Annotated in this window: 22 protein-coding genes; 9 read left to right on the forward strand and 13 right to left on the reverse strand. The window is 66.7% G+C overall.

The genetic code is table 11. The features are described 5' to 3' along the window. Positions 1–264: 264 nt before the first annotated feature. Positions 265–1,998, reverse strand: coding sequence for an acyl-CoA dehydrogenase (locus ACREB7_RS14940; RefSeq protein ID WP_431593068.1), 1,734 nt, complete (start codon positions 1,996–1,998; stop codon positions 265–267). 53 nt (positions 1,999–2,051) lie between these two features. Here ACREB7_RS14940 and ACREB7_RS14945 point away from each other — a divergent pair, with 53 nt between their 5' ends. Then, positions 2,052–3,011 (forward strand): L-threonylcarbamoyladenylate synthase, encoded by a 960-nt coding sequence (locus tag ACREB7_RS14945; RefSeq protein WP_431593069.1) that lies wholly within the window; start codon positions 2,052–2,054, stop codon positions 3,009–3,011. Positions 3,012–3,171: 160 nt separating this feature from the next. Here the strand turns inward: ACREB7_RS14945 and ACREB7_RS14950 are convergent, their stop codons facing one another. After that, positions 3,172–4,131, reverse strand: a complete 960-nt coding sequence (locus ACREB7_RS14950) for a DMT family transporter (protein ID WP_431593070.1) — start codon at positions 4,129–4,131, stop codon at positions 3,172–3,174. A gap of 30 nt (positions 4,132–4,161) precedes the next feature. Here ACREB7_RS14950 and ACREB7_RS14955 point away from each other — a divergent pair, with 30 nt between their 5' ends. Next, positions 4,162–4,725, forward strand: coding sequence for a VOC family protein (locus ACREB7_RS14955; protein ID WP_431593071.1), 564 nt, complete (start codon positions 4,162–4,164; stop codon positions 4,723–4,725). Between the two features lie 25 nt (positions 4,726–4,750). Here ACREB7_RS14955 and ACREB7_RS14960 read toward each other — a convergent pair whose 3' ends face one another. The 3 genes from ACREB7_RS14960 to ACREB7_RS14970 are packed head-to-tail and all read right to left on the reverse strand — an operon-like array spanning position 4,751 to position 6,562. Beyond that, the gene (locus ACREB7_RS14960; RefSeq protein WP_431593072.1) at positions 4,751–5,308 is read right to left on the reverse strand and encodes a hypothetical protein; all 558 of its coding nucleotides are present in this window, start codon (positions 5,306–5,308) and stop codon (positions 4,751–4,753) included. After that, the gene (locus tag ACREB7_RS14965) at positions 5,308–6,087 is read right to left on the reverse strand and encodes an SDR family NAD(P)-dependent oxidoreductase (protein WP_431593073.1); all 780 of its coding nucleotides are present in this window, start codon (positions 6,085–6,087) and stop codon (positions 5,308–5,310) included. The genes ACREB7_RS14960 and ACREB7_RS14965 overlap by 1 nt, the downstream gene beginning before the upstream one ends. Further along, positions 6,080–6,562, reverse strand: coding sequence for a thioredoxin family protein (locus ACREB7_RS14970; RefSeq protein ID WP_431593074.1), 483 nt, complete (start codon positions 6,560–6,562; stop codon positions 6,080–6,082). The genes ACREB7_RS14965 and ACREB7_RS14970 overlap by 8 nt, the downstream gene beginning before the upstream one ends. A 57-nt stretch (positions 6,563–6,619) precedes the next feature. Here ACREB7_RS14970 and ACREB7_RS14975 point away from each other — a divergent pair, with 57 nt between their 5' ends. The 4 genes from ACREB7_RS14975 to ACREB7_RS14990 all read left to right on the forward strand — a co-directional run bounded on the left by ACREB7_RS14975 (position 6,620) and on the right by ACREB7_RS14990 (position 10,786). Beyond that, positions 6,620–8,152 (forward strand): acyl-CoA carboxylase subunit beta, encoded by a 1,533-nt coding sequence (locus tag ACREB7_RS14975; RefSeq protein ID WP_431593075.1) that lies wholly within the window; start codon positions 6,620–6,622, stop codon positions 8,150–8,152. Between the two features lie 95 nt (positions 8,153–8,247). Then, a complete protein-coding gene (locus ACREB7_RS14980; RefSeq protein WP_431593076.1) occupies positions 8,248–9,405 on the forward strand; it encodes an acyltransferase family protein in 1,158 nt (385 codons plus the stop codon). Continuing rightward, positions 9,393–9,593, forward strand: a complete 201-nt coding sequence (locus tag ACREB7_RS14985; RefSeq protein ID WP_431593077.1) for a hypothetical protein — start codon at positions 9,393–9,395, stop codon at positions 9,591–9,593. The genes ACREB7_RS14980 and ACREB7_RS14985 overlap by 13 nt, the downstream gene beginning before the upstream one ends. A 95-nt stretch (positions 9,594–9,688) precedes the next feature. Then, on the forward strand, positions 9,689–10,786 hold the full coding sequence (locus tag ACREB7_RS14990) for a S41 family peptidase (RefSeq protein ID WP_431593078.1): 1,098 nt from the start codon (positions 9,689–9,691) through the stop codon (positions 10,784–10,786). 4 nt (positions 10,787–10,790) lie between these two features. Here the strand turns inward: ACREB7_RS14990 and ACREB7_RS14995 are convergent, their stop codons facing one another. The 6 genes from ACREB7_RS14995 to ispG form a co-directional block, all read right to left on the reverse strand. Further along, positions 10,791–11,270, reverse strand: coding sequence for an N-acetyltransferase family protein (locus tag ACREB7_RS14995; RefSeq protein WP_431593079.1), 480 nt, complete (start codon positions 11,268–11,270; stop codon positions 10,791–10,793). Next, positions 11,267–13,126 carry a hypothetical protein gene (locus ACREB7_RS15000; protein WP_431593080.1) on the reverse strand — a complete coding sequence of 620 codons (1,860 nt, stop codon included), beginning with the start codon at positions 13,124–13,126 and terminating at the stop codon, positions 11,267–11,269. The genes ACREB7_RS14995 and ACREB7_RS15000 overlap by 4 nt, the downstream gene beginning before the upstream one ends. Positions 13,127–13,157: 31 nt before the next feature. Beyond that, positions 13,158–13,583, reverse strand: a complete 426-nt coding sequence (locus ACREB7_RS15005) for a hypothetical protein (RefSeq protein WP_431593081.1) — start codon at positions 13,581–13,583, stop codon at positions 13,158–13,160. A 2-nt stretch (positions 13,584–13,585) separates the two neighbouring features. Further along, positions 13,586–14,344, reverse strand: coding sequence for a hypothetical protein (locus ACREB7_RS15010; protein WP_431593082.1), 759 nt, complete (start codon positions 14,342–14,344; stop codon positions 13,586–13,588). Between the two features lie 12 nt (positions 14,345–14,356). Continuing rightward, entirely contained in the window at positions 14,357–15,250 is an 894-nt protein-coding gene (locus tag ACREB7_RS15015) for a hypothetical protein (protein WP_431593083.1), read from the reverse strand. Positions 15,251–15,332: 82 nt separating this feature from the next. Further along, positions 15,333–16,484 carry a flavodoxin-dependent (E)-4-hydroxy-3-methylbut-2-enyl-diphosphate synthase gene (gene ispG, locus ACREB7_RS15020; protein ID WP_431593084.1) on the reverse strand — a complete coding sequence of 384 codons (1,152 nt, stop codon included), beginning with the start codon at positions 16,482–16,484 and terminating at the stop codon, positions 15,333–15,335. A 455-nt stretch (positions 16,485–16,939) separates the two neighbouring features. Here ispG and ACREB7_RS15025 point away from each other — a divergent pair, with 455 nt between their 5' ends. Next, positions 16,940–17,668 (forward strand): TorF family putative porin, encoded by a 729-nt coding sequence (locus tag ACREB7_RS15025; RefSeq protein WP_431593085.1) that lies wholly within the window; start codon positions 16,940–16,942, stop codon positions 17,666–17,668. Positions 17,669–17,884: 216 nt separating this feature from the next. After that, positions 17,885–18,616, forward strand: coding sequence for a TorF family putative porin (locus ACREB7_RS15030; protein ID WP_431593086.1), 732 nt, complete (start codon positions 17,885–17,887; stop codon positions 18,614–18,616). A 288-nt stretch (positions 18,617–18,904) separates the two neighbouring features. Here the strand turns inward: ACREB7_RS15030 and ACREB7_RS15035 are convergent, their stop codons facing one another. Next, positions 18,905–20,467, reverse strand: coding sequence for a toll/interleukin-1 receptor domain-containing protein (locus ACREB7_RS15035; RefSeq protein ID WP_431593087.1), 1,563 nt, complete (start codon positions 20,465–20,467; stop codon positions 18,905–18,907). Between the two features lie 139 nt (positions 20,468–20,606). Here ACREB7_RS15035 and creD point away from each other — a divergent pair, with 139 nt between their 5' ends. After that, complete coding sequence (creD, locus tag ACREB7_RS15040) at positions 20,607–22,097, forward strand: cell envelope integrity protein CreD (protein ID WP_431593088.1); 1,491 nt, start codon at positions 20,607–20,609, stop codon at positions 22,095–22,097. A gap of 94 nt (positions 22,098–22,191) precedes the next feature. On the opposite strand, the gene ACREB7_RS15045 is transcribed toward creD, so the two are convergent. After that, complete coding sequence (locus ACREB7_RS15045) at positions 22,192–23,340, reverse strand: alpha-hydroxy acid oxidase (RefSeq protein WP_431593089.1); 1,149 nt, start codon at positions 23,338–23,340, stop codon at positions 22,192–22,194. Between the last annotated feature and the right edge of the window lie 64 nt (positions 23,341–23,404).

A 23,404-nucleotide genomic window follows, 5' to 3' on the forward strand; every position in this document is an offset into this window, starting at 1 on the left:
TGCCTAAGGTGCGATGGTTATCATCGCGTTAATGGTTAACGGAGGGTGGCGGGTTTGGGGGTAGCGGAGCGGCGGGTTCGGGGCGGTTGCGGACATACCCAATTCCTCCCCGGAACGGGGAGGGGGACCGCCCGAAGGGTGGTGGAGGGAGCCATCGGCCTGACGCGTCGCCTAAGGACGCCACCCCCCTCCTTCAGCGCTGCGCGCTGCCACCTCCCCACAGGGTGGGGAGGAATGTCTTAAACCCACCCCGATTCCGACGCCTTACCCCAGCGCCGGCAGCGCCGCGTCGCCGGCCAGCGCCGATGGCGCCAGCCCCGTCGCGGCGGGGACGATCTGTTGCAGGTAGAAGCGGGTCGAGGCGATTTTGGCCGTGAGGAAGACGGCGTCGCCTTCGCCGGCGTCGAGCGCGGCTTTCGCCGCCTTGTGCTGGAGCGCCATCAGCCAGCCGCAGGTCGCGGTGGCGAGCATGGTGAGATAGGGGTAGCTGCCCGCGAGACGGTCGCCGGTGTTGGCGGTGACCATCCAGTCGGTGACCGCGCGGCACGTATCGGCGAGCTGCTGCAATTCGGGGAAATCACCGGCGCCATGGGCAATGTCGCCGATCAGGCCGCGCACGAGGTCGCCGCCCGCCATGCCGAGCTTGCGACCCACCAGATCGGCCGCCTGAATGCCGTTGGTGCCTTCGTAGATCGGCGCGATGCGCGCGTCGCGATAATGCTGCGCCGCGCCGGTTTCCTCGATGAAGCCCATGCCGCCATGGACCTGGATGCCAAGGCTGGCGACCTCGCAGCCGATGTCGGTCGCGTGCGCCTTGACCAGCGGGATCAGGATTTCGGCGCGCGCGGCGGCGGCTTCGTCGCCCAATTTGCCGAAATCGATCTGCGCGGCGGCATAATAGGTCAGCGCGCGCGCCGCCTCGGTCTGGGCGCGCATTCGCCACAGCATCCGGCGCACGTCGGGATGCTGGTCGATCGTCACCGGATTGCGGTCGGTGCCGCCGGCAAGCGCCGACTGCACGCGTTCGGCGGCGAAGCTCTGCGCCTGCTGGGTCGCGCGCTCGGCGATCTGGACGCCCTGGCAGCCGACCATCAGCCGGGCGTTGTTCATCATCACGAACATCGCGCGCATGCCGCCCATTTCGGCGCCGACGATCTCGCCCAGGCAATCTTCGTCCTCGCCATAGACCATCACTGCGGTCGGCGATCCGTGGATGCCGAGCTTGTGCTCGATCGAGGCGCAATGGACGCCGTTCGAGATGGTGGGATTGCCGTCGGCGTCGAGGCGATATTTGGGGACGAGGAAGAGCGAGATGCCGCGCGTTCCCTCGGGTGCGCCGGGGGTGCGCGCGAGGACGAGGTGGACGATGTTATCGGTGAGGTCATGCTCGCCGAAGGTGATGAAGATCTTTTGCCCCTTGATCCTGTAGAGGCTGGCGTTCGGCCCTTCGCTGACCTGTTCGGCGGTCGAGCGGAGTGCACCGACGTCGCTGCCCGCGGCGGGCTCGGTCAGGTTCATCGTGCCGTTCCAAGCGCCCGAGACGAGGTTGGGGAGCCAGGTCTGGCGCTGTTCCTCGGTGCCATAGGCCATCAGCGCGTGGATCGCGCCCTGCGTGAGAATGGGGCACAGGGTGAAGCCCATATTCGCGCTTCCCAGCGCCTCGATCACCACCGTGGCGAGGGTGAAGGGCAGGCCCTGCCCGCCAAATTCACCGGGGCCGTCGAGGCTGCCCCAACCGGCATCGATGAACTGCTGATAGGCGTCCTTGAAGCCCGGAGGCATGGTGACCCTGCCATTGTCCCATTTGGGATTCTGGACGTCGCCGACGCGGTTGAGCGGGGCGTAAACCTCGGCCGCAAATTCGCCGATCCCGGTGACGATCGCCTCGACCATGTCGGGGGTCGCGTCGGCGAAACGCTCATGCTGCGCCATCGCGTCGATCCGCGCGATATGATCGAGGACGAACAGTTGCTCGGTGGTCGGCGGCGTGTAGGTCATGTCAGGCTCCCCTTTTAGGGATGATTCCACAGGTGGCGGCGCTATAGCGCGGCATGGCCGAGGGTCAAACAACACCGCTTTTCATCACCGATATCCGCGCTTTCTCTGCGGAGGCAATCGCGCGCGCCGGGGGGCTCGTCGGGGAGGGGCAGCCGGTCGCGGTGCCGACCGAGACGGTTTACGGGCTGGCCGCCGACGCGCGCAATGCCGAGGCGGTGGCGCGAATCTACGCCGCGAAGGGACGGCCCGATTTCAACCCGTTGATCGTGCATGTGCCGGGGCTGGAAGCAGCCGAAAAGCTGGGTGTTTTCGGTGAGATCGAGCGGGCGCTGGCGGCGCGTTTCTGGCCGGGACCGCTGACTCTGGTGGTGCCGCGCACGGCGGATTGCCCGGTGGCGAGCATCGCGACGGCGGGGCTCGATACGATTGCGCTGCGGGTGCCGGGGCATCGCGCGATGCAGGCTTTGCTGAGCGAAACCGGCGCGCCGCTGGCGGCGCCGAGCGCCAATGCGAGCGGCGGAGTGAGCCCGACCAAGGTCGAACATGTGCTCGCGACGCTCGACGGGCGGATCGCGCTGGTGATCGACGACGGGCCGACGACGGCGGGGGTCGAATCGACGATCGCGCGGGTGCGGGACGGCGCGGTCGAAGTGCTGCGGCCCGGGCCGGTGACGGCGGCGATGCTGGGCGAAGCGTCCGGGCTGGCGGTGACCGGCGTCGAGGGATCGGAGATCGTCGCGCCGGGGATGCTGGCGAGCCATTATGCGCCGGGCAAGCCGGTGCGGCTGGGGGCGACGGATTTTGTGGAGGATGAGTATGGGATCGGCTTCGGCCGGGTATTGGGTGATTACCAGCTGAGCGCGGCGGGCGATTTGACCGAGGCGGCGGCGCGGCTGTTCGACGCGCTGCATGCCGGGGCGGCGAGCGCGCAGGCCAAGATCGCGGTGGCGGCGATCCCGGAGGATGGGCTGGGCGTGGCGATCAACGACCGGCTGATGCGCGCGGCGGTATGATTTGGTTTCGCGCAAAGACGCAAAGACGCGAAGATGTAGCGTTTGCCGCAAAGCGGCCTTCCACCTCAACCGGGCGTCATCGGCAATGTTTGGGCAGGATGGGGCCTAGCGGCCCGAAGCCTTCTTCTTTGCGTCTTCGCGTCTTTGCGCGAAATATTTCCTAAGCCGCCGCCGGCTCGACGGGGTCGCTATGCGGCACCTTGCGCGCGACGATCAGGCAGGCGGCGACGATCAGGACCGCGCCGGCGATCGTCGGGAGGGTCACCGGCTCGTTGAAGAAATACCAGCCGAACAGCATCGCCCAGAGAAAGCCGGTATATTCGGTCGTCGCGAGGATCTGCGTTTCGGCGCGGGCATAGGCCCAGCTCAGGAGCAGCAGCGAGGTGGTGGCGAGGATCGCGGCGCCGAGGATGTGCGGCGCATGGTCGCCGCTCGGCACCACCGCGAACCAGGGGGCGCCGAGCGCGAGGATCGCGGCGACGAAGAAATTCTGGAAAAAGGCGATTTCGAGCGGCTCGGCCATCTTCGCCTGCCGCCGCGCGAGAATCAGATTATACGCGTAGAAGATCGCCGACAGGAACACCGCGCCGACCGCGAGCAGCGCCTCGTCCGAATAGCGGCTGCCGCCGAGCTTGCCCGCGACGATGACGATCACCCCGGCGAGGCCGAGCAGCGAGGCCATGACCGAGCGCGGGCCGATCTTTTCGCCGAGGAAGATCGCCGCCATGTAGAGCGCCATCAGCGGCGCGACGAAGGCGAGCGCGATCGCCTCCGCCATCGGCAGCCGCGCGAGCGCCCAGAAGAAGCAGAGCGCCATGCCCGCGACGAACAGCGAGCGCCAGGCGTGGATGGTCATCGTCGCGCGGTCGGGCCATGCGGGGCGCAGCGAGAAATAGACGGCGCCGCTGACGAGGGTGCCGGTGCCGGTACGCCAGAGCACCGCGTTATAGGCGCCGATGTCGATCGACAGCCCCTTCATCAGCACGTCCATCGCCGAGAAGGTCGCGATGCCCGCGCAGGCGATCAGGAAGGGGACGAGCGGCGAGGGCGAATCGGGGCGCATGGCGGGGCTGTAGCCGAGCGCTCCGCACTTGCACATCGGCGCAGAGCGGCGCAGCATCGCGGCGGGTCTTTCGGGAGGGATGGGTCCATGACCAAGCCGAGCAAATTCGCGCATGTCGTCTATCAGACGCGGCGTTACGACGAGATGATCGCCTGGTACCGGAATGTCTTCGAGGCCGAGGTGGTGCACCAGGATCCGGCGCTGGCTTTCCTGACCTATGACGATGAGCATCACCGCTTCGCCTTCGCCAACCTCGACCTGCTCAAGCCCGGCGGTGACGGCGGGCGCGGCGATGTCGGGGTCAATCATGTCGCCTATACCTATAAGAGCGCGGGCGATCTGATGGAGACGTACAAAAGGCTGAAGGCCGCAGGCATCACGCCCTATTGGCCGATCCACCATGGGACGACGCTGTCGCTCTATTATGCCGACCCCGACGGCAACCGCATGGAGTTCCAGGTCGATCATGGCACGGTCGAGGATGCGGTCGCCTATATGCGGAGTGCGACGTTCGCCGCGAACCCCATCGGGATCCTATACGACCCTGACGCTTTGCTCGCGCGTTATGAGGCGGGGGCGAACGAGGCGGAGCTGATGGCGATTCCTGACGGGCCGCCGTCGGGGATTCCCATGGAACATGGGATGGCTTGAAGGCATTCGCCAGACCGCGAGCTGGTCACGCGCGCCGGTGGATCAGAACTACGTCCGGAGCCTGCGCATCCATGAAGAAATAGCTCCGGCCCAGCAGTGCCTGTTTGCCGAAGTCGTCAAACTTGTTTGGTCCGAGCGGCGTGAGCAGGACTTCCGAGGTGGCGAGGCCATCGAGATGGCGCTCCTCAATTTCAGCCCAATGGGTTCGCGCGATATCGCTCAGAACCACATTTGCCGCCGGATGATTGTATCTGACGAGGATGTTCCCGTCATCCATCGGCGCCGGGTTCATGTCAGGGTGGGCGCTGAAAATGTTGTCGATGACTGCCAGTGTCGTGGCGCGGGCTGTCGCATCGTCGAGCTCTGGCTCGAGAATGACACACGTGCCGTGGCGTAACACGGCGAAATCGCGTTGCCCGTCCGCGTAATACTTCATGCGGTCGACGATCCGGTCGAGCGGCTGGACGAACGACGGCCGCCATTTGGGAACTGGCGGGAAGATCGCCTCTTCCTTGGCTGTCGATGGCTTCGCGCCCATTCCGACGAGCGCCGCGAGGCCGGCAAGAAACGGACGACGCGCCATCACCGAAACGTCGCCTGCCCCGCGCCGTCGATGTTGAGTTTCTGCCCCGAGCAATAGGGGTTGGCGTCACTGACGAACCATAGCACCGCCGCCGCGACGTCGGCGGGGGTGGCGACGCGGCCGAAGGGCATTTTCGACGCGAGATGGTGGATATCGTCCTGGCCGGTGATCGCGCGCGACAGTTTTTCGCCCATGTCGCTGACGGTCAGCGCGGGGGCGACGATGTTGACGCGGACGCCGTTTTTGAGCTCCTCCTTAGCGAGCGCGATGGCGAGCGCTTCGCCCGCGACCTTCGCCATCGTGTAGGGCGCGCTGTTCGGGGCGTGTTGCAGCGTCGCGATGCTCGAGATGATGATGACGTCGCTGCGGTCATGTTGCCGCAGCTGCGGCAGCGCGAGGCGGCTGAGGCGGTGCGGGCCGACCGCGTGGACGGCGAGCAATTTCTCGACCTCGGCGGCGTCGGTGTCGGCGACGGTCCGTCCGCGGCTGGCGATGCCGGCATTGTTGACCAGGATCGACATCGGGCCGAAGTCGGTCGCGATCGCGGCGACCATCGCGGCGCAGGCGTCCTCGTCGGTGACCGAGGCCTGATAGGCTTTCGCCTTGCGGCCGAGCGCCTGGATCGCGGCGACGGTTTCGGCGGCGGCCGCCTCGTCGCGGGTGTAGTTGACCGCGACATCGGCGCCCGCCTCGGCCAGCGCGAGCGCGATGCCGCGCCCGATGCCGCGCGACGCGCCGGTGACGAGCGCGGTGCGCCCCGCCAAATCCATCTCAGCCATTCGGTCCTCCCAGTTTTTCGAAATAATCATAGATATCGCGCTCGCTGCGGCTCGCAGCGTTGCGCCATGCCAGCGCATCGGCGGGGGTGTTTACCGGCTGGCCGTCGGGGCCGAGGATCACCACCGTCGGGGTGCCGGTGATCGGGGCGACGCCATAGCGTTTGGCGAGGTCGCCATTGAGGTCATGGTCGATGCCGGTGTCGATCCAGACGATTTCGTAGCGCGGCGCCATCATCGCCTGGAAACGCGGCGTCACGAACCAGCCGGCGAGGCCGCGACTGTCGTGACAGGCGTCATAGCCGAAGACGAGGATGACATGCTTGTTCGCGGTCGCGGCACGGCTGAGCGCGCCGCTAATGACGCTGGAGGCCGCGGGCGCGCCGGTGAAGGGACGGGCTTCGGGGCCGTGGGACGCGGTGGTGGCGCAGGCGGAGAGGGTGAGCGCAAGCGCGGCGGCGAGGAGCGGGCGGATCATGGGGGCGACGATAGGTTTCGCATGACGTTTCCGTCAACGTAAGATAGCCTTGCGCCCATGAGCTGGAAAAAAGAAGTCGAGGAGCTCGGCGCTCGCCGCGCGATGGCCGCGAAGATGGGCGGGGAGGAAAAGGTCGCGCGCCAGCACGGGCGCGGCAAGATGGACGCGCGGGCGCGGCTCGCGGCGATCGTCGACCCGGGCAGCTTTCGCGAGATCGGCAAGATCGCGGGGCGCGGGCGCTATGGCGCGGACGGCGAGCTGGAAGATCTGGCGGCGTCGAACTTCATCTTCGGACGCGCCAATATCGACGGGCGGCCGGTGGTGGCCAGCGCCGACGATTTCACCGTGCGCGGCGGCGCGGCCGATGCGGCGCTGCACCGCAAGTTCGTGCAGTGCGAGGCGATGGCGCATGAATATCGGCTGCCGCTGATCCGCATGATCGACGGCACCGGCGGCGGCGGGTCGGTGAAGACATTGGAGGATATGGGTTATACCTATATCCCGCATGTGCCCGGCTGGGACCAGATCATCGCCAATCTCGACACCGTGCCGGTGGTGGCGCTGGCGCTGGGGCCGACGGCGGGGCTGGGGGCGGCGCGGGTGGTGGCGAGCCATTACAGCATCATGGTGCGCGGGCTGTCGCAATTGTTCGCGGCGGGCCCGGCGGTCGCGGCGGCGATCGGCGATACGCTGGGTCGCGAGGAACTGGGCGGGGTCGATGTGCATACGCGCAACGGCGTCGTCGACGACGAGGTCGCGTCGGAGGCCGAGGCGTTCGCGGCGGCGCGGCGGTTTTTGTCGTACCTGCCGTCGTCGATCCATGAGCGCGCGGCGCGGACCGAATGCCGCGACCCGGTCGACCGGCGCGAGGAAAGCCTGCTCTCCGCCGTGCCGCGCGAGGCGAAGCAGGTTTATGCGATGCGGCGGATTTGCGCCGCAGTGTTCGATCAGGGCAGCTTTTTCGAAATGGGTGCGCGTTGGGGGCGGGCGGCGATCACCGCCTTCGCGCGGCTCGACGGTTATCCGGTCGCGGTGCTGGCGAGCGATCCGTCGTACCTTGGCGGATCCTGGGACGCGAAGACGAGCGAGAAGGCCGAGCGCTTCGTGAAGATGGCCGACCAGTTCCGGCTGCCGATCGTGCATCTGGTCGACAATCCGGGCTTTATGATCGGCGGCGAGGCCGAACGGACGGGGACGATCCGCTACGGGGTGCAGGCGATGAACGCCATCTATCGCGCGTCGGTGCCGCTGGCGTCGGTGGTGGTGCGCCGCGCTTATGGCATTGCGGGCAGCGCGATGTCGAACGCCGAGCGCTTCCAATATCGCTTCGCCTGGCCGTCGGGCGACTGGGGCAGCCTGCCGATCGAGGGCGGGGTCGAGGTCGCGTACAAGAGCGAGCTGCAGGCGGCGGCCGATCCGGCGGCGCATCTCGAGGCGATCCGCGAACGATTGAACCGCGTGCGCTCGCCGTTTCGGACGGCGGAGAAGTTCGGGGTCGAGGATATCATCGACCCGAGGGATACGCGGCCGTTGCTGTGCGAATTTGCGGAATTGGCCTGGCGGGTTTTGAACGGCGGGGCCAATAGATAGGGACAGTCCCTATTTAATCGGAGTGGGCTATGGACCATGGAACGGGACGTCGGGATTAAATAGGGACTGTCCCTATCTATTGGCTGGAGAGGCCCATGACCACCACGCGCCATTACGGGATGGACTGGCTGCGCATCGGGGCGTTCGCGCTGCTCATCCTCTATCATATCGGCATGTATTTCGTGCCGTGGGACTGGCATGTGAAGATCGCGCAGCCGCAGGGCTGGGTGGCGATCCCGATGCTGGCGACGAACAGCTGGCGGCTCGCTTTGCTGTTCCTCGTGTCGGGTTATGCCAGCGCGGCGCTGTTCGCGAAGCTCGGCGGGGCGGGCGGTTTCGCCAAATCCCGCAGCGCGCGGCTGCTGATCCCGCTGCTGTTCGGCATGGCGGTGATCATCCCGCCGCAGCCGTGGATCGACCTGAAAGGCCAGCACGGCTACAGCCACGACTTCCTCTATTTCTGGTCGCGCGATTATTTCGCTTTCCAGTTCATCGACGGCATCGCGCTGCCGACCTGGCAGCATCTGTGGTTCGTCGTGTACCTCTGGGTCTATACGATGCTGGCGGCCTTGCTGCTGGCGCTGGTTCCGGTCGCGGCACGGGCGCGGATCGCCGACGGCGCGGCGCTGCTGTTCGGCGGATGGCGCTTGCTCGTGCTGCCGGCCTTGTGGTGGATCCTGCTCTACCTCGCCTTTCCCGACCATGACGAGACGCATGCGCTGTTCGACGACGGGCCGTCGCATCTTCACTATCTGGCGGCCTTCGGCATCGGCTGGCTGCTGCGCGTGCGGCCGCTGCTGTTCGCGGTGGTGGCGCGCTGGTGGAAGGTCGCGCTGGCGCTCGGACTGCTCGCCTTCGTCCCCGTCGCGTGGGTCGAGGGGACCTGGCCGGGCGAGACGGTCGCGCCCGATTGGGTGTTCCTGCCCTATCATGTCGCGCGCCATATCAACGGCTGGCTGATCATCGTCGCGCTGGTCGGGATCGCCGATCGTTATGGGAACCGCGACCATCCGAACCGCGCGATGCTCGCCGAGGCGGTGTTTCCTTTCTACATCATCCACCAGACGATCATCGTCGTGGTCGGCTGGTGGCTGTTGCAAGCCGGGGTCGGCGCATTGCCGTCCTTCCTGGTGCTGCTCGCGGCGACGGTCACAGGCTGCTGGCTTTTCTATCGGATCGGGCGCAGCATCGGCTGGCTGCGGCCGCTGATCGGATTGCAGCGCCAACAGGGGAGACGGGCATGGGCGCGATGAAGGGCATTTTGGCGGTCATCGGGATCGCGGCGCTGATGATGGGCGGACTGTGGATCTTGCAGGGGCTCGATATCGTGCGCTGGCCGGCGAGCAGTTTCATGCTGGGCGACATCACCTGGACGCGCAACGGCACGGTGCTGGCGGTGGTTGGCATTTTCCTGATCTGGTTCGCGCGCAAAAAGCCGTGACGGCGGATCAACGACCGCATCGACTACAAATGTAGTTGATCCGTGTTGATGATATGATACACCTCCATCCGACCGGGGTTGGACTGGAGACAGAAATGATATGTTCGCGCCGCCTTTTGCCCGCCCTGCTGCTCGCCGCCGGGACGGCGGTTTTGCCCGCGCTCGCGCCGCCACCGGTCTTTGCGGCGGATGAGGCGACCGCGCCGACGGCGGACCAGGTCGCCGAAGCCTATGCCGCGCTGCTCGCGCGCGACTATGTCTATCCCGAAACCGGCGAGCGTTACGCGACGGCGATCCGCGCCGGCATCGCCGCAGGGCGCTATGCGCCGCTGACCGGCGAGGCGCTGGCGCGCGCGATCGATGCCGATGTGAATGCGGTGGCGCCCGACGGCCATCTGCGGCTGCGCGCCCCCGATGGCGCTGCTGCGCCGGTCGGCCCGGCGCTGGTGCGCCGTCCGCCGAAGGTCCCGGTCGAGCAGGCGGGGTGGATCGCCCCCGGGATCGCCTTCATCCGCTTCAACCTCTTTCCCGACGATGCCGCCGTCACGACCGAGGCTGCGACGTTCATGGCGGACCATGCCGACGCCAAAGCGATCATCTTCGACGTCCGCACCCATAATGGCGGCGGGCTCGACCAGATGGACGTGATCTTTCCCTGGCTGTTCGGCGAACCGACGCGGCTGGTGACGATGGCGACGCGCGCCTCGGTTGATGCGCGCGGCGGCTCGCCGATCGACGGGCTGCCGTCGATGCGGGTGGTGAAGGGCGATGCGGGCATGGTGACGCGCGAACATTGGGCGACGCCGAACGCCGACACGCGGCTGCGCGATGCGAAAATCTATGTGCTTACCTCGGGCGCGAGCGCGTCGGCGGCCGAGCATTTTTCGCTCGCGATGAAGCACAGTGGGCGCGGGGTGCTGGTCGGCGATCCCACCGCGGGCGCCAATCATTTCGGATCGGGCGAGGATCTGGGCGGCGGCTATGGCGCCTTCATCCCGGTCGGGCGCACCTATGATCCCGCGACCAGCCAGGATTGGGAGGGCAGCGGCGTGCTGCCCGACATCGCGGTGCCGCCCGCGCAGGCGCTGGAACGCGCGCTGACCGAGCTGGGCGTCGCGCCCGAAGAGGCGAAGCGGCTGTCGGACGAGCGCATGCCGAGCTGGCCGATGGAGCGACGGAGGCCGCGGAAATAGCGCCCTAGGTGGAGGCGAGCCGGGTGAGCGCGTCGCCATCGACGCGCATCACGGTCCATTCGTCCATCAGCTTCGCATCGAGGCTCTGGTAGAAACCGATCGCCGGGGCGTTCCAGTCGAGCACCGACCATTCGAGGCGTGCGCAGTCGCGTGTCGTGCAGAGCTTGGCGAGGTGCGCGAGCAGCGCCTTGCCGAGCCCCGACCCGCGCGCGGCGGGGCGGACGAACAGATCCTCGAGATAGATCCCCGGCTTGCCCTCGAAGGTCGAGAAATTGTGGAAGAAGAGCGCGAAGCCCTGCGGCGCCCCGTCGATCTCGCCGATCACCACCTCGGCATAGGGCCGCGCGCCGAACAGCCGGTCGCCGAGCACCGCCTCGTCGAAGCGCACTTCGTGCGCGAGCTTTTCATAATCGGCGAGGTCGCGGATGAACTGCGCGATGAGCGGCAGGTCGGCGGGCGTGGCGGGGCGGATGGCGAGGGTCAATCAGGGTCTCCGGGCTGGCGCTTGGGATAGGTGCCGGCGCTCCGGGCGCGGGCGACGATCGCGGCGGCGCGGACCTGCGCGGCCTGCGTCAGGCTGCTGCCTTCATCGAACTTGCTGAGGTTCGGGGCGGCGGCACGGCCGGCAGGTAGGGCATCGCCCGCCATTTCCTCCTCATATCGCGCGGCGCTGACGCAGCGCGGCCGTTCGGGGCTGTAGATGACATCGCCGAAACATTTCAGACCCTTCGCTTCGGCGTCGGCCCGGGCACGCCGATTTTCGCGGAGGCGCCAGGCGCTGCGGCACCGCTCCTGCGCTTCGGTCAGGCCGTAGACCTCGTTGCCCGCGCCGTTGGTCTTGCGATAGCCACCGCATTGGGCGTCGAAGGCTGCACTTTCGGTCGCCAGCCGGTCGATCTCAGCATCCCTGCGGTTGCGTTCGAGGGTCGAGCAGGCGGACAGCAGCACTTCATAGTCGATATCGGTGCGCGACTGGGTGTAGCCTTCCTTGTCCTTGGCGCTGCAATAGCCGTCGAGCCGGCCCGGATCGGCGACGAGTGCCGCTTCCTCGCGCGCCTTGAGCGCCCAGTCGGCGTTCATGCAACCACGATCCGCCATCTCGCTGCGATCCGCGATATCGCCGCCGCGCCGGCCCGGGCAGAAGATCGCATAGGCGGCCGGATCGTCGGCCAGTTGGGCGCCGAGCGCCGACTGCGTCGCGATGTCGAGGCTGACACAGCCATGACTTAACGCGCCTGATCGTTTGTCGTCGGGCGTCGCGTCACAATCGGCCGCGAGCTTCGCCCCGTCCTGTGTCATGTCATCCCCGGCGGCCTGGTCGCGGTCGTCCTGCGCATAATCGCACGCTTTGGTCAGCGCCCCGTCGCGCTCGTCGGGCGGGGTGGCGGCGCAGCGCGTGTCGAGCGCGGCGGGATCGTCGCGCAGACGCATCGCCGCCTCGAAATCGTCTGAATCCTTGGTCGCGGCATCGCGGCGCACTTTGCACGCCGCCTTGGTTGGTTCGGTCGTCGGGCCATAGATGACGGCAAGCTTACCGTCGCAGATATCGCTCAGCAGCCGGTCGGGAACCGTCGCGGCGGCGAAGCGCCCGTCGTCGCGTTGCTGAATGGCGAGGCGCAGCGGCCCGTCCGCGTCGCCGGGTCCGAATATGCTGTCGGGATCGTCCTGACCCGGAACCGGCGGGCCACCGGCCGCGATGCTGTCGAGCAACGCCAACGCTTCGTCGAACCGGCCGAGTTCGCGCAGGCCGTTGACGACATAGACGCGCGCAAAACGCTTGGCCGTCTCGCCGCCGCGAAGACCGTCGATGACCCCCGGCGCGTCGGCCACAAAGCGCGCGACCAGCGTCTTGCGCAGCGCCGGATCGCGGGTCGCCCAGGTCGCGCGCTGGAGCATGAAGAAACGGTCTTCCGCCGGCCTTCCCAATTTGCTCGCCAGCCAATAGGCCTGGGCATAGCGGCCCTGTGCGGCCAGCGCGCGATAGTCCGGGTCGGCGATCAGCGCCGGCAGCCGTTCGATCTCGGCCGCGCTATATTCGCCATAAAGGATGCGGTCGCTCTCCCCCTCCGCCGAACTCTTGCCGAGGTCGGGAAGCAGCACGAGGCCATTGTCGGGGCAGACCGGGATCTGCACGCCGATCTCGGTGTCGCCGAGCCAGCTGCCGTCGGGCAGGGTGATCAGCGGGAAGCTGGAATAGCCGACGTCCTGCGTGAAATTTTTGCCGCCAAGCGGGCAGGTGAATTCGCGTTTGTCGAACGATTCGGCATCGCGCGCGGCGGCGAACGGGGCGAGCATCGCGGCGAAGAGGAGGAGCGCGGCGACGCGGAGCGAGCTGGTCATCCGCCTGAGCTGCCAGCGGGCGGTGTGGCTGTCAAATGCCGCGCTGGATCCGCCCGCGTGCGGCGAGGATCGCGAGCGCGGCGATGACGAGCGCGGGCTGGCCGATCACCGCAGGGGCGTCGGCCCAGAAGGTCGCGGGGCCGCAGATGCCCGCCGCAACCTCATAGATATGGAGCGCGCCGTGGAAGGCGAGCCACAGCCCGCCGACGACCGCAGCCCGCCAGCGGCGGATGGGGTTTGCGGTCGCATAGAGCAGGATCAGGCCCGAGCCGATATAGGCGAGACCGATGTCGCGGATGAAATGCTGGTTCGGCGGGCCGGTGGTGACGACGGTCGGGACAAAGACATACCAGTCGAGCGGCCTCGCCAGCATGAAGAGGCCATTGGCGATGGTGGTGACCGCCGCGATGAGCAGGAGCAGCTGAACGAGGCGGTCGAGCGCGTCAAATCTTGGCATGGTCATTTTCCCGTCCCCCATTTGTCGGTCCCGACGTCCTTGTAGAAACGATCATAGGCGACGAACAGCGCCGCGCCGACCGACGAGGCCATGAGGCCGACGACCAGGCTGTCGAAAATCATCAGCGCCCAGACGGCGGCGGCGGGCGCGGCCATGGCCCAGCGGTGGTTCATGCCGTGCAGCCAGGACAGCGGCGCGAAGAGGAGCGGCAGGAGCAAGGCGAGCAGGAGCAGCCAGGGCCAGCTTTTGGCGATCAGCGCCTTCATCGGGGTGGTGCGGTCGCCGAACAGGCCCGCGATCATCACGAAGAGATAGGGCAGCGACAGCAGGCTGACGACGATGGTGAAGGCGATCGGCGGATCGCGATCGGCGAGCAGCGGGAAAAGGTTGCCCGCCGAGCTGATGAGCATGAACAGCACGAAACCGAGCAGCAGGCGGCCCCAGGCAAGCCGGCGGATATCGTACCAGCGCCCGCCCTGCGTACGACACCACCAGAAGCGCGCCGAGGCGAAAAAGGTGAGCGCGAGCCCGGTGATCTTTACGTAGCCGAAGGCCCAGCGCAGCGGATCATTGGCGAGACTGCGCCCGATCGCGAGGCTGTCGAACATACCGAGGTGGATTTCGGCGATATGCTGCGCAAATTCGGGAAGAACGACGAGCGCAACGACGGCGGGGCCGATCCAGAACAGGCTGACGCTGCGGGTGAGATAGTCGCCGAGCGCGGAGAGGATGGCGCGGAGGATCGCGACGACGGCGGTCATGCCGGTCGCCGATCAATAATAGACATAGACATAAGTGACGGTCACGGAGACGGGCTTGAACAGCTGCATTCGGAAGGGGCGGTTGATGCGCAGGTCGGCCTCTCCCTTTTCCGCGTCGACGCGCAGCATCGACACGCTGGCGCCGAGAATGTCGGTGAAGGTCGAGGGATAGGGATATTTCTTGGGATTGCTCTCGATCCGCGGATAGGTCTGGGCCATTTTGTCGCCTTTGACCGTCGCGATGTAGGTGTAATATTGCTCGGTGTCGTTGCGATACACCTTCAACATGAACTGCACGCGGTTCGACTGGGGCTTGAACTTGTGCAGCGTCAGTGTGACTTCGCCCCGCTCGTCGTCGGGCTGGAGATATTCGCGGCGGAAGGCGGTCGGCTGGATCGGCAGGCTCTTCTGGAATTCCGCGTCCTTCGCGCCAGCAAGAAACACTTGGTCCAGCTTGCTGTCGTCGTCGCTGTCGACGAAGCAGAAGCGGACGACGGTTTCGAACTTCGACCCGAAATCGCCGATCATCGCGGCCATGAACTTCGATCGCGCCTGCTGGTCTTCGCCGCAATAATAGCGGCCGCTGGTGCCGGTCAGCCGTTCGGTCTTGGGCGGCGCGAGGACGGGATCGAGCTTCGTGCCCGCCGGGATTTCCTGCGAAAATTTGGCGATGGAGACCGAGATCGGTGCGTCGAGCGTGACGACCTCGGTATCGAGAATCTTCCCTTTCAGGATCACGTCGCCGGCCTTGGCGGTAAAGGTCTCGCCCGGCTTGTGCTCGCCCGGAGCGGGCGCGAGCGTTTCGGGAAGCGGCGCGACCGACGTGCGTGCGGCGGTGAGCAGCACCACCAAAGGCAAGACCAGCATGGCGCGCAACGCCGGCCGACCCTCGAACCTCAATCCCATATTGTCCCCCAGGCAACCCCTTTGGAGACCTGACTAAGCGAAGCCGGTGGCGGTCGCTAGCCCGAAAAGGGCGGCAAGGGCGTCACGCCGCCTTGCCGTGCAGCGTGTCCATGCTCACCGAACTGCCCGCCTCGATCTCGGCGGCCTTGGCTTCGACGAGTTTCACGACATGCGCGATCATGTCGGCGTCCTGGACATGGTGGTCGGTGACGCCCGAGAGATAGACCATATGCTTGCCGTTGCCGCCGCCGGTGATGCCGATGTCGGTCTCGCGCGCTTCGCCGGGGCCGTTGACGACGCAGCCCAAGACCGAGAGCGACATCGGGGTCTTGATGTGGCTCAGCGCATCCTCGAGCGCCTGGACGGTGCGGATGACGTCGAAGCCCTGGCGCGCGCAGCTGGGGCAGGAGACGACGCGGACGCCGCGGGTGCGCAGGCCCAGCGATTTCAGGATTTCGTAGCCGACGCGGACTTCCTCCTCGGGTTCAGCCGAGAGGCTGACGCGGATCGTGTCGCCGATGCCGGCCCAGAGGAGGTTGCCGATGCCGAGCGCCGATTTGACCGTGCCACCGATCAGCCCGCCGGCTTCGGTGATGCCGAGGTGCAGGGGGCAGTCGACCGCCTCGGCGAGCTGCATATAGGAGGCGACGGCGAGGAAGACGTCGCTGGCTTTCACCGCGACCTTATATTCGTGAAAATCATGGTCCTGGAGCAGCTTGATATGGTCGAGCGCGCTTTCGGTCAGCGCCTCGGGGCAGGGCTCGCCATATTTTTCGAGCAGGTCTTTCTCGAGGCTGCCCGCGTTGACCCCGATGCGGATCGCGCAGCCATTGGCCTTGGCGGCGCGCACGACCTCGCCGACGCGTTCGCTGCTGCCGATGTTGCCGGGGTTGATGCGCAGGCACGCGGCGCCGGCGTCGGCGGCTTCGAGCGCGCGCTTATAGTGGAAATGGATGTCGGCGATGATCGGCACGCGTGCGGCGCGGACGATCTTGCCGAGCGCGGCGGTCGATTCGACGTCGGGGCAGGAGACGCGGATCAGGTCGGCGCCGGCCTCTTCGCAGCGGCGAATCTGGTCGATCGTCGCGACCGCGTCGCTGGTCAGCGTGTTGGTCATCGTCTGCACGCTGATCGGGGCGTTGCCGCCGACGGGGACGCTGCCGACCATGATCTGGCGGCTGCTACGCCGCGCGATGTCGCGCCAAGGGCGCAGGCCGGGGTTGTGATCGCTCATTCTGTGGATCCTCGGAGGGGGTCGTTGCTCTTTAGGGGCGATTGGGTCGGTTGCAAAGGCGCGGCGGGTTGCGGAGCGGGCCACCAGAAAGGTTTCACGCAGAGGCCGCAGAGATGGCAGAGACCACAGAGATAGAGTGGATTCACGCGGAGGCGCGGAGTCGCGGAGTTTCAGCGGCGGCTTGCGGTCGTGCCATGCGAGCCTCGAGCAACGCTAGCTCAATATGATTGAGCGGCTACGCCGCTCCTCCTTTTCTCCTTCGCGTCTCCGCGTAAACAAATTCTATCGCTCTCTGCGGTCTCTGCTTCCTCGGCGGCCTCTGCGTGAACCCTTTCTTGCGACGAATGCAACCCAAGCGGCGGTATTCGGCAAACCGCCACTCCGCCGCTGCGCGGTTGCGCCCCGGTCGTCGGCGGGCCAAGGTGCCGGTCCCCCGCGCCCCCCAAGGAAATATCATGCTCCGCCTGCTTGCCGTCCCCGCGCTCCTGATCGTCGTACCTGCCGCCGCGCAGGACGTCGCAGATCCGCCGTCGAGCGCGCTGTCGGTGTCGGGCGGGGTCGATCTGGTGTCTGACTATCGCTTCCGCGGGATCTCGCGGTCGGGCGACGATGTCGCGGTTCAGCCGACGATCACCATCAGCCACGACAGCGGCTTCTACCTCGGCGCCTGGGGATCGAATGTCGACGGCGGGCCGGGCTATGGCGATGTCGAGGCGCAATTATATGGCGGCTATGAGACCGAGATCGCGTCGGGGGCGCGGATCGACGCCGGGCTGACCTATTATTGGTATCCCGACGGCCAAAAGGCGTTCGGGCCGAGCGATTATGGCGAGGCCGCGGTGCGCCTGTCCTATCTGCTGGGCCCGGTCGAGGCGAAGGGGACAATCGCCTATGCCTGGGACCAGGCGGCGCTGGGATCGGACGACAGTCTTTATCTCCGGCTCGGCCTGTCGTCGGGGATTCCGAACACGCCGGTCACCCTCGCGGCGGGTATCGGCCACACCGACGGCGCGCTCGCGCCGGGCGGCGACTATCTCGACTGGTCGCTCGGGGCGACGGCAAGCTTCGATTCGGTCACGGTCGGGCTGAAATATGTCGATACCGACATCCGCAAGACCGGCGTGAAGGCGATCGACCGGCTCTATGACGCGACGCTGGTCCTGTCGCTGGGGGTGGCTTTCTAACGGCGTAATATTGTTACAAATGCGACCATCTCTGCGACAGGAAGCTGTTGCATATTTGTCGCAGCGCCTATTTTTTAGGCAGGATTCGCATTTTTTCATTGTGCGCCGCAGCAACTTCGACGAAGTGATGGCGGTGTGACCGGACCGGCCCGATACAGAGGCTGGCTGTCACGCAGCAGGCAGGGACGATCCGTTTTTCCATTTGGGGATCTGTCCATGAAGAAACTCTCTCGTGCATGCTTCGGCATGCTCCTCGCCGCCGTTGCCGTTCCGCAGGCCGCTCACGCCCAGGAAGAAGAAGACACGTCCGGCATCACCATCACCGGTGGTGCGACTGTCGTCAGCGACTATCGTTTCCGCGGCTTCAGCCAGTCGAACGAAGAAGCCGCGATCCAGGGCACCTTCACCATCGCGCACGACAGCGGCCTGTATATCGGCACCTGGGGGTCGAGCATCGGCTTCGCCAACGGCACCGAAATCGACGTCTATGGCGGTTTCGCCAAGGAAATCGCCCCCGGCCTGACCGGCGACATCGGCGCGACCGTCTATCTTTATCCCGGCGCCAATGGCGCAACCGTGGTCGAGCCCTATGTCGCACTGACCGGCACCATCGGTCCAGCATCGGTCAAGGGCGGCGTCGCCTGGGCCCCCGGCGGCCAGAATTCGCTCGGCGATAACAGCGCCATCTATGCCTATACCGATGTCGGCGTCGCCATTCCCGACACCCCGATCAAGCTGAAGGGCCACTTCGGTTACGCCGACAGCGACAGCTTCCTCGGCGGGCTCGACGGCAATGTGATCGATTATTCGGTCGGCGTCGACTTCACCTGGAAGGCGCTGACGCTCGGCGTCTCCTATGTGAACACCGACGCCCCCAAGACGCTTGGCTTCAAGGAAGCCGTGGGCGCCGACGGTGCGGTTCTCTTCTCGCTCGGCGCCGCTTTCTGACGCCGGGCCGGGGGCGGCTTCCGGGGGGAGGCCGCCTCCCTTTTCTTTCTCTTTACGGAAAGGGCCGGTTGCGATCGGCCTTTTTCTGTTTGAGGGTGGTCCTCCCCGGAACGGGGAGGGGGACCAGCGAAGCTGGTGGAGGGGCACAAGCGGCTTGTCTTGCCGGGTGAGGCGTGTGCTGCTGTTCCGTCATCGGAAATGTGGAGCTCTTCGGTTTAGCGCTGCGTAAACCTCCTGTGCCCCTCCACCACCCTGCGGGTGGTCCCCCTCCCCCGTTGGGGGAGGATCTCAGGGCTTCTTCACCGCCAGCGCATCGCGCGCGCCGCGCAGGCCGAGGAATTGTTCGGCGAGCATCCAGTCCTGGCGCGCGAGCTTGGGGTCGGACAGGCTGACCGCCTTGGCCTGGTCGAGCAGGCCTGCGGCCTTCGTCGCCGCCTCGCCCGACAGCAAGGGATAAGCCTTGCCGAGCGCATAAACCTCCCAGCCGAAGGGGACATGGCGATAGGTGTCGACATAGGTGTCGCCATCGGCGCGGATGACGTTGACGTCGTTCGAGATATTCTGGTCCACCGGCGACAGTTTATCGATGCCCGCCACATAATTCGCGGCGATCTCCTTCGCTTCGGCCTCGCCAACCTCGGGCAGCAGCGCGAGCGTCGCCATTGCCGACACCGACGGCGCCTCGGTGCGCAGGCTGTTGTCGGGATAGTCGGACCAGTTGACCCCGGCACGCGGACGGCGCTTCTTGAGCCATTCGACCGCGCGGCCGCGCGCCGCCTTGGCCTTCGCCTGCAACGCCGGATCGCCCTTCAGCGCCGGGTCGATGTCGCGCAGCGCGATGACCGACAGCGCGGTGATATAGGTCGCGGCATTGTCGGGGCGGTCGGCGGCGTCCATCGTGCTCGACCACCAGCCCTCGCGATTCTGCGCCGCGAGCAGCGCCTCGACCACCGGCGCCGGGGGCGCGCGGTCCATCACGCCATAGGCAGTGAGCGTCCAGGTCGAGACGATGGTGAAGGGGGCGCCCTCGACGACGACGCAATGGCAGGGACCGCCGAGGAATTTGGTCACCGCCGCCTCGAAGCGCGCGAGTTCCTCGGCGCTCGGCGATTTTTCGACCGCGATCAGCTGCGCGAGCGCCCAGAAGACCTTGCCGTTGCTGGTCGCCTCGACGTCGTTGAGCGCGCTGACCAGCGCGTTCGCCATCACCGGCTCGGTCGCCTTGACCGTCTTGTCGAAGCCGGCGGCGACGGCGGCCTGATCGAAGGAGGTTCCGCTTCCGGCAAAATACCAGCCGCCGCCACCGATCGCGGCGATCGCGAGCGCCGCCGCGCTGCCGAGGGCGAGCGGCGAGAAGCGGCGCTTCTGCGGGCCGGCGGGACGGATGTCGTCGGCCGCCGGCGCGGCGCCGGTCTTCTTCAGCCGCCGGTCGATCGCGGTCAGCACGCGCTGCCAGGCGGGATGCGTTTCGTCGCCGTCGAAGGCCGACATGTCGAGCACATTGACGTTGTAGAATTCGGCGGGCAGCGCCTCGGGATCGATCTTGTCGAGCGCGATTGCGACGAGCGAGCCGCGGTCGAGCCCGATGCGGCTTTCGATGCGGACCCAGCTGCGCTGGATCGCGGCGGGGGTCCAGCAACCGAGCACGACCTTCGCGCCCTTGACTGCGCGGTCGATGACGTCGGGAAATTCGGCGCCAGCGTCGATCCCCTCGGCGTCGAAAAACACATGATGGCCGCGCGCGAGCAGCAGGTCGCGCAGCCGCATCGCCTTGTCGGCGTCGACCCGGCTGTAGCTCACGAAAATGTCATAGGGACGCTCGGCCGAGGCGTCCTCCCCTTGCGCAGTCATGGTCGTCGCAACCTTCTGTCCCCCGTGCGTCGCGATACCCCGATGCAGCGATAGCATTCCCGCGACACATCGCAAGTCGCTTGACGATGTCGACGAACCGTTTATTTCCAGCGACGAACTGAGCGAGGAGTCTCCCCCTATGACCGAGCGTGCGTCTGTCCCTCCCGTCCCCGCAACACCGCCGGCCCAACCCCGCGAAAAGGGCGAACGCTCGCCGGGCGTGAAGCTGGTGATCGCGGTGTTCATCGCGGTCGCGCTGATGGTGCCGTTGCTGATGGTCTATGGCTTGCTGTGGGACCGGCAGCAGCAGGCGGAGACGGCGCAGGCCTCGATCGGGCAGGGCTGGGGCGGGCAACAGACGATCGCCGGGCCGGTGGTCGTCATCCCCTATCGCGCGACCGAACAGCAGACGGTGACCGAGAATGGCAAGGATGTGACGCGGAGCGTCGCGACGATCCGCAACCTCTATCTCTCGCCGCAGGCGAACAAGGCCGACGTCGTCATCAAGCCCGAGAAACGCAAGAAAGCGATTTACGAGACCGTCGTCTATGAAAGCCAGATTTCGGGAAGCGCCGATTTTGTGCTGCCCGCCGACATCGCGCGCCACGGCGTGACGCGCGAGGCGCTGCTGCTCGACCGCGCCGAGGTGCGGCTGGGCATCAGCGACGCGCGCGGGCTGGTCGATGGCAACAGCCTGGCGGTGAACGGCGCTCCGGTGCCGCTGCAGCCGGGCAAGGGGCTTCTGTCGACCGGCAATTTGGGGACCTTTGCCTTCGTCGACTGGACCGGCGGCGCGCCGATGAAGGTCGATTACAAGATCGGGGTGCGCGGCCTTGGCGACTTCCGGCTGGTCCCGCGCGGGGTCGACACGCGCTGGACGGTCAAGTCGAGCTGGCCGAACCCGAGCTTCGGCGGCGATTTCCTGCCGACGACGCGCAGCGTGACCGGCAGCGGCTTCACCGCGACCTACGCGATCCCGAACCTCGCGCTCGGGCAGGCGCAGGTGCTGACCGGCGACCTGTCGGCGCCGCAGGTGCGGTACGATGATGGCGGCGGGCGCGACTATGTCGAAACCGCCGCGGTCGAAGCCGTGGCGGCGGCGGCCGATGGCGGGTCGAGCGAAGCGTCGGGCGGCACCGCCAAGGCGATCGCGATCAGCCTGATCGAACCCGTCGACCTCTACAGCCAGGTCGATCGCAGCATCAAATATGGTTTCCTGTTCATCGGTTTCACCTTCGTCGCCTTCCTGATGTTCGACGTGATCGCGGGCGCGCGTGTCGCGGCGGCCGAATATCTGCTGACCGGCATTGCACTGGTGCTGTTCTTTGTGCTGCTGCTGGCGTTCGCCGAGGTGATCGGTTTCCTCTTCGCCTATCTGCTCGCGGCGGGCGCGATCATCGGCCTGCTCGCGGCCTATAGCGCGGCGGTGCTCAAGAGCTGGAAACGCGCGCGCTTCCTCGCGGCGATGCTGCTCGGGCTCTATGCCTTGCTCTATGTGCTGCTCAACCTCGAGGCCTATTCGCTGCTGATCGGGTCGGTGCTGATGTTCTTCGCGCTTGCGGGCGTGATGTACATGACGCGGAATATCGACTGGGGCGGGGTCGGGAAGAAGAGCGAGGTGGCGGCTTAAACCGCGTCATTGCGAGCGAAGCGAAGCAATCCAGGGCGGTTACCGCACGCTCTGGATTGCCGCGTCGCTTCGCTCCTCGCAATGACGAGCGGGGTTACCGCCAGCGCAGATTGTCGCGCGACAGGTCGGCGAGGCTCTTCGCCCCCATCAGCTTCATGCCGCGCTCCATCTCGGCGCGGAGTTGGGCGATGGCGCGGGTGACTCCCTCCTCGCCCGCGGCGGCAAGTGCATAGAGGTAGAGGCGTCCGCCCGAGCAGGCCTTCGCGCCGACCGACAGCGCCTTGAGCACATGCGTGCCGCGCGTGATGCCGCCGTCGCAGATCACCTCGATCCTGTCGCCGACCGCATCGACGATCTCGGCCAGCGCGTCGAAGGGGGCGCGGCTGCCGTCGAGCTGGCGGCCGCCATGGTTCGACACCATGATCGCGGTGGCGCCGATGTCGACCGCGCGGCGCGCATCCTCGACCGCGACGATGCCTTTCAGGCAGAAGGGGCCGTCCCATTTTTTGCGGATCGCCTCGGCGCGCTTCCAGTCGAGGCTCTGGTCTAGCATCGAGGTGAAATATTCGGCGACCGATTTGGGGACGCTCGATCCCTCGGAGACATGCGTCGCCAAGTTAGGGAGGCTGAACTTCTCGCGCAGCACATAGTTGAGGCCCCAGCCGGGCTTGATCGCATAGGAGAGCATGTTGCGCGCGGTGAAGCGCGGCGGCGAGGTGAAGCCCGAGCGCAGGCAGCGTTCGCGATTGCCGCCGACGATCGTGTCGACGGTGAGCGCGACCGCGTCGAATTTCGCGGCGCGCGCGGCGTCGAGCATCGCCTGGTTGAGCCCCTCGTCGTGATGGACGTAGAGCTGGAACAGCTTGGGGCCGTCGGTGAGTGCGCCGGCTTCGGCGAGGCCGATCGTCGCGAGGCTGGAGATGCCCGCCATGGTGCCCGCATTGGCGGCGGCGCGCAGCACCGCGCGCTCGCCCTGCCAGTGGAACAGGCGCTGGAGCGCGGTCGGCGAGAGGAAGAGCGGCATCGCCATCTCGCGTCCGAACAGGGTCGTGCGCATGTCGATGCTCTCCACCCCTGCGAGCACGCGCGGGATGAGGTCGCAATCGTCGAAGGCGGCGCGATTGCGGCGGCGGGTGACCTCGTCGTCGGCGGCGCCGTCGATATAGTCGAACACCGGCCAGGGCAGCCGCCGCTTCGCGAGGCTGCGGAAATCGTCGATATTGTGGCAGTCGGTGAGTTTCATTCTCTACTTTTCCGTTTGCATCGAGCGAAGTCGAGATGCGTCTGGCGCAGCATCGACGTGTCTC

Source organism: Sphingopyxis sp. (assembly GCF_050725615.1).
In the GTDB taxonomy this organism is placed as follows: Bacteria; Pseudomonadota; Alphaproteobacteria; order Sphingomonadales; family Sphingomonadaceae; genus Sphingopyxis.

Coding starts and splice junctions, on each gene's coding strand:
- ACREB7_RS14980 (WP_431593076.1), top strand. CDS start 8,248: ATGACCACCACGCGCCATTACGGGATGGACTGGCTGCGCATCGGGGCG.
- ACREB7_RS14950 (WP_431593070.1), bottom strand. CDS start 4,131: ATGCTGCGCCGCTCTGCGCCGATGTGCAAGTGCGGAGCGCTCGGCTAC.
- ACREB7_RS14975 (WP_431593075.1), top strand. CDS start 6,620: ATGAGCTGGAAAAAAGAAGTCGAGGAGCTCGGCGCTCGCCGCGCGATG.
- ACREB7_RS14990 (WP_431593078.1), top strand. CDS start 9,689: ATGATATGTTCGCGCCGCCTTTTGCCCGCCCTGCTGCTCGCCGCCGGG.
- ACREB7_RS14985 (WP_431593077.1), top strand. CDS start 9,393: ATGGGCGCGATGAAGGGCATTTTGGCGGTCATCGGGATCGCGGCGCTG.
- ACREB7_RS15035 (WP_431593087.1), bottom strand. CDS start 20,467: ATGACTGCGCAAGGGGAGGACGCCTCGGCCGAGCGTCCCTATGACATT.
- ACREB7_RS14970 (WP_431593074.1), bottom strand. CDS start 6,562: ATGATCCGCCCGCTCCTCGCCGCCGCGCTTGCGCTCACCCTCTCCGCC.
- ACREB7_RS15005 (WP_431593081.1), bottom strand. CDS start 13,583: ATGCCAAGATTTGACGCGCTCGACCGCCTCGTTCAGCTGCTCCTGCTC.
- ACREB7_RS14945 (WP_431593069.1), top strand. CDS start 2,052: ATGGCCGAGGGTCAAACAACACCGCTTTTCATCACCGATATCCGCGCT.
- ACREB7_RS15025 (WP_431593085.1), top strand. CDS start 16,940: ATGCTCCGCCTGCTTGCCGTCCCCGCGCTCCTGATCGTCGTACCTGCC.
- ACREB7_RS15045 (WP_431593089.1), bottom strand. CDS start 23,340: ATGAAACTCACCGACTGCCACAATATCGACGATTTCCGCAGCCTCGCG.
- ACREB7_RS14960 (WP_431593072.1), bottom strand. CDS start 5,308: ATGGCGCGTCGTCCGTTTCTTGCCGGCCTCGCGGCGCTCGTCGGAATG.
- ispG (WP_431593084.1), bottom strand. CDS start 16,484: ATGAGCGATCACAACCCCGGCCTGCGCCCTTGGCGCGACATCGCGCGG.
- ACREB7_RS15000 (WP_431593080.1), bottom strand. CDS start 13,126: ATGACCAGCTCGCTCCGCGTCGCCGCGCTCCTCCTCTTCGCCGCGATG.
- ACREB7_RS14940 (WP_431593068.1), bottom strand. CDS start 1,998: ATGACCTACACGCCGCCGACCACCGAGCAACTGTTCGTCCTCGATCAT.
- ACREB7_RS14965 (WP_431593073.1), bottom strand. CDS start 6,087: ATGGCTGAGATGGATTTGGCGGGGCGCACCGCGCTCGTCACCGGCGCG.
- ACREB7_RS14955 (WP_431593071.1), top strand. CDS start 4,162: ATGACCAAGCCGAGCAAATTCGCGCATGTCGTCTATCAGACGCGGCGT.
- ACREB7_RS15015 (WP_431593083.1), bottom strand. CDS start 15,250: ATGGGATTGAGGTTCGAGGGTCGGCCGGCGTTGCGCGCCATGCTGGTC.
- ACREB7_RS15030 (WP_431593086.1), top strand. CDS start 17,885: ATGAAGAAACTCTCTCGTGCATGCTTCGGCATGCTCCTCGCCGCCGTT.
- creD (WP_431593088.1), top strand. CDS start 20,607: ATGACCGAGCGTGCGTCTGTCCCTCCCGTCCCCGCAACACCGCCGGCC.
- ACREB7_RS15010 (WP_431593082.1), bottom strand. CDS start 14,344: ATGACCGCCGTCGTCGCGATCCTCCGCGCCATCCTCTCCGCGCTCGGC.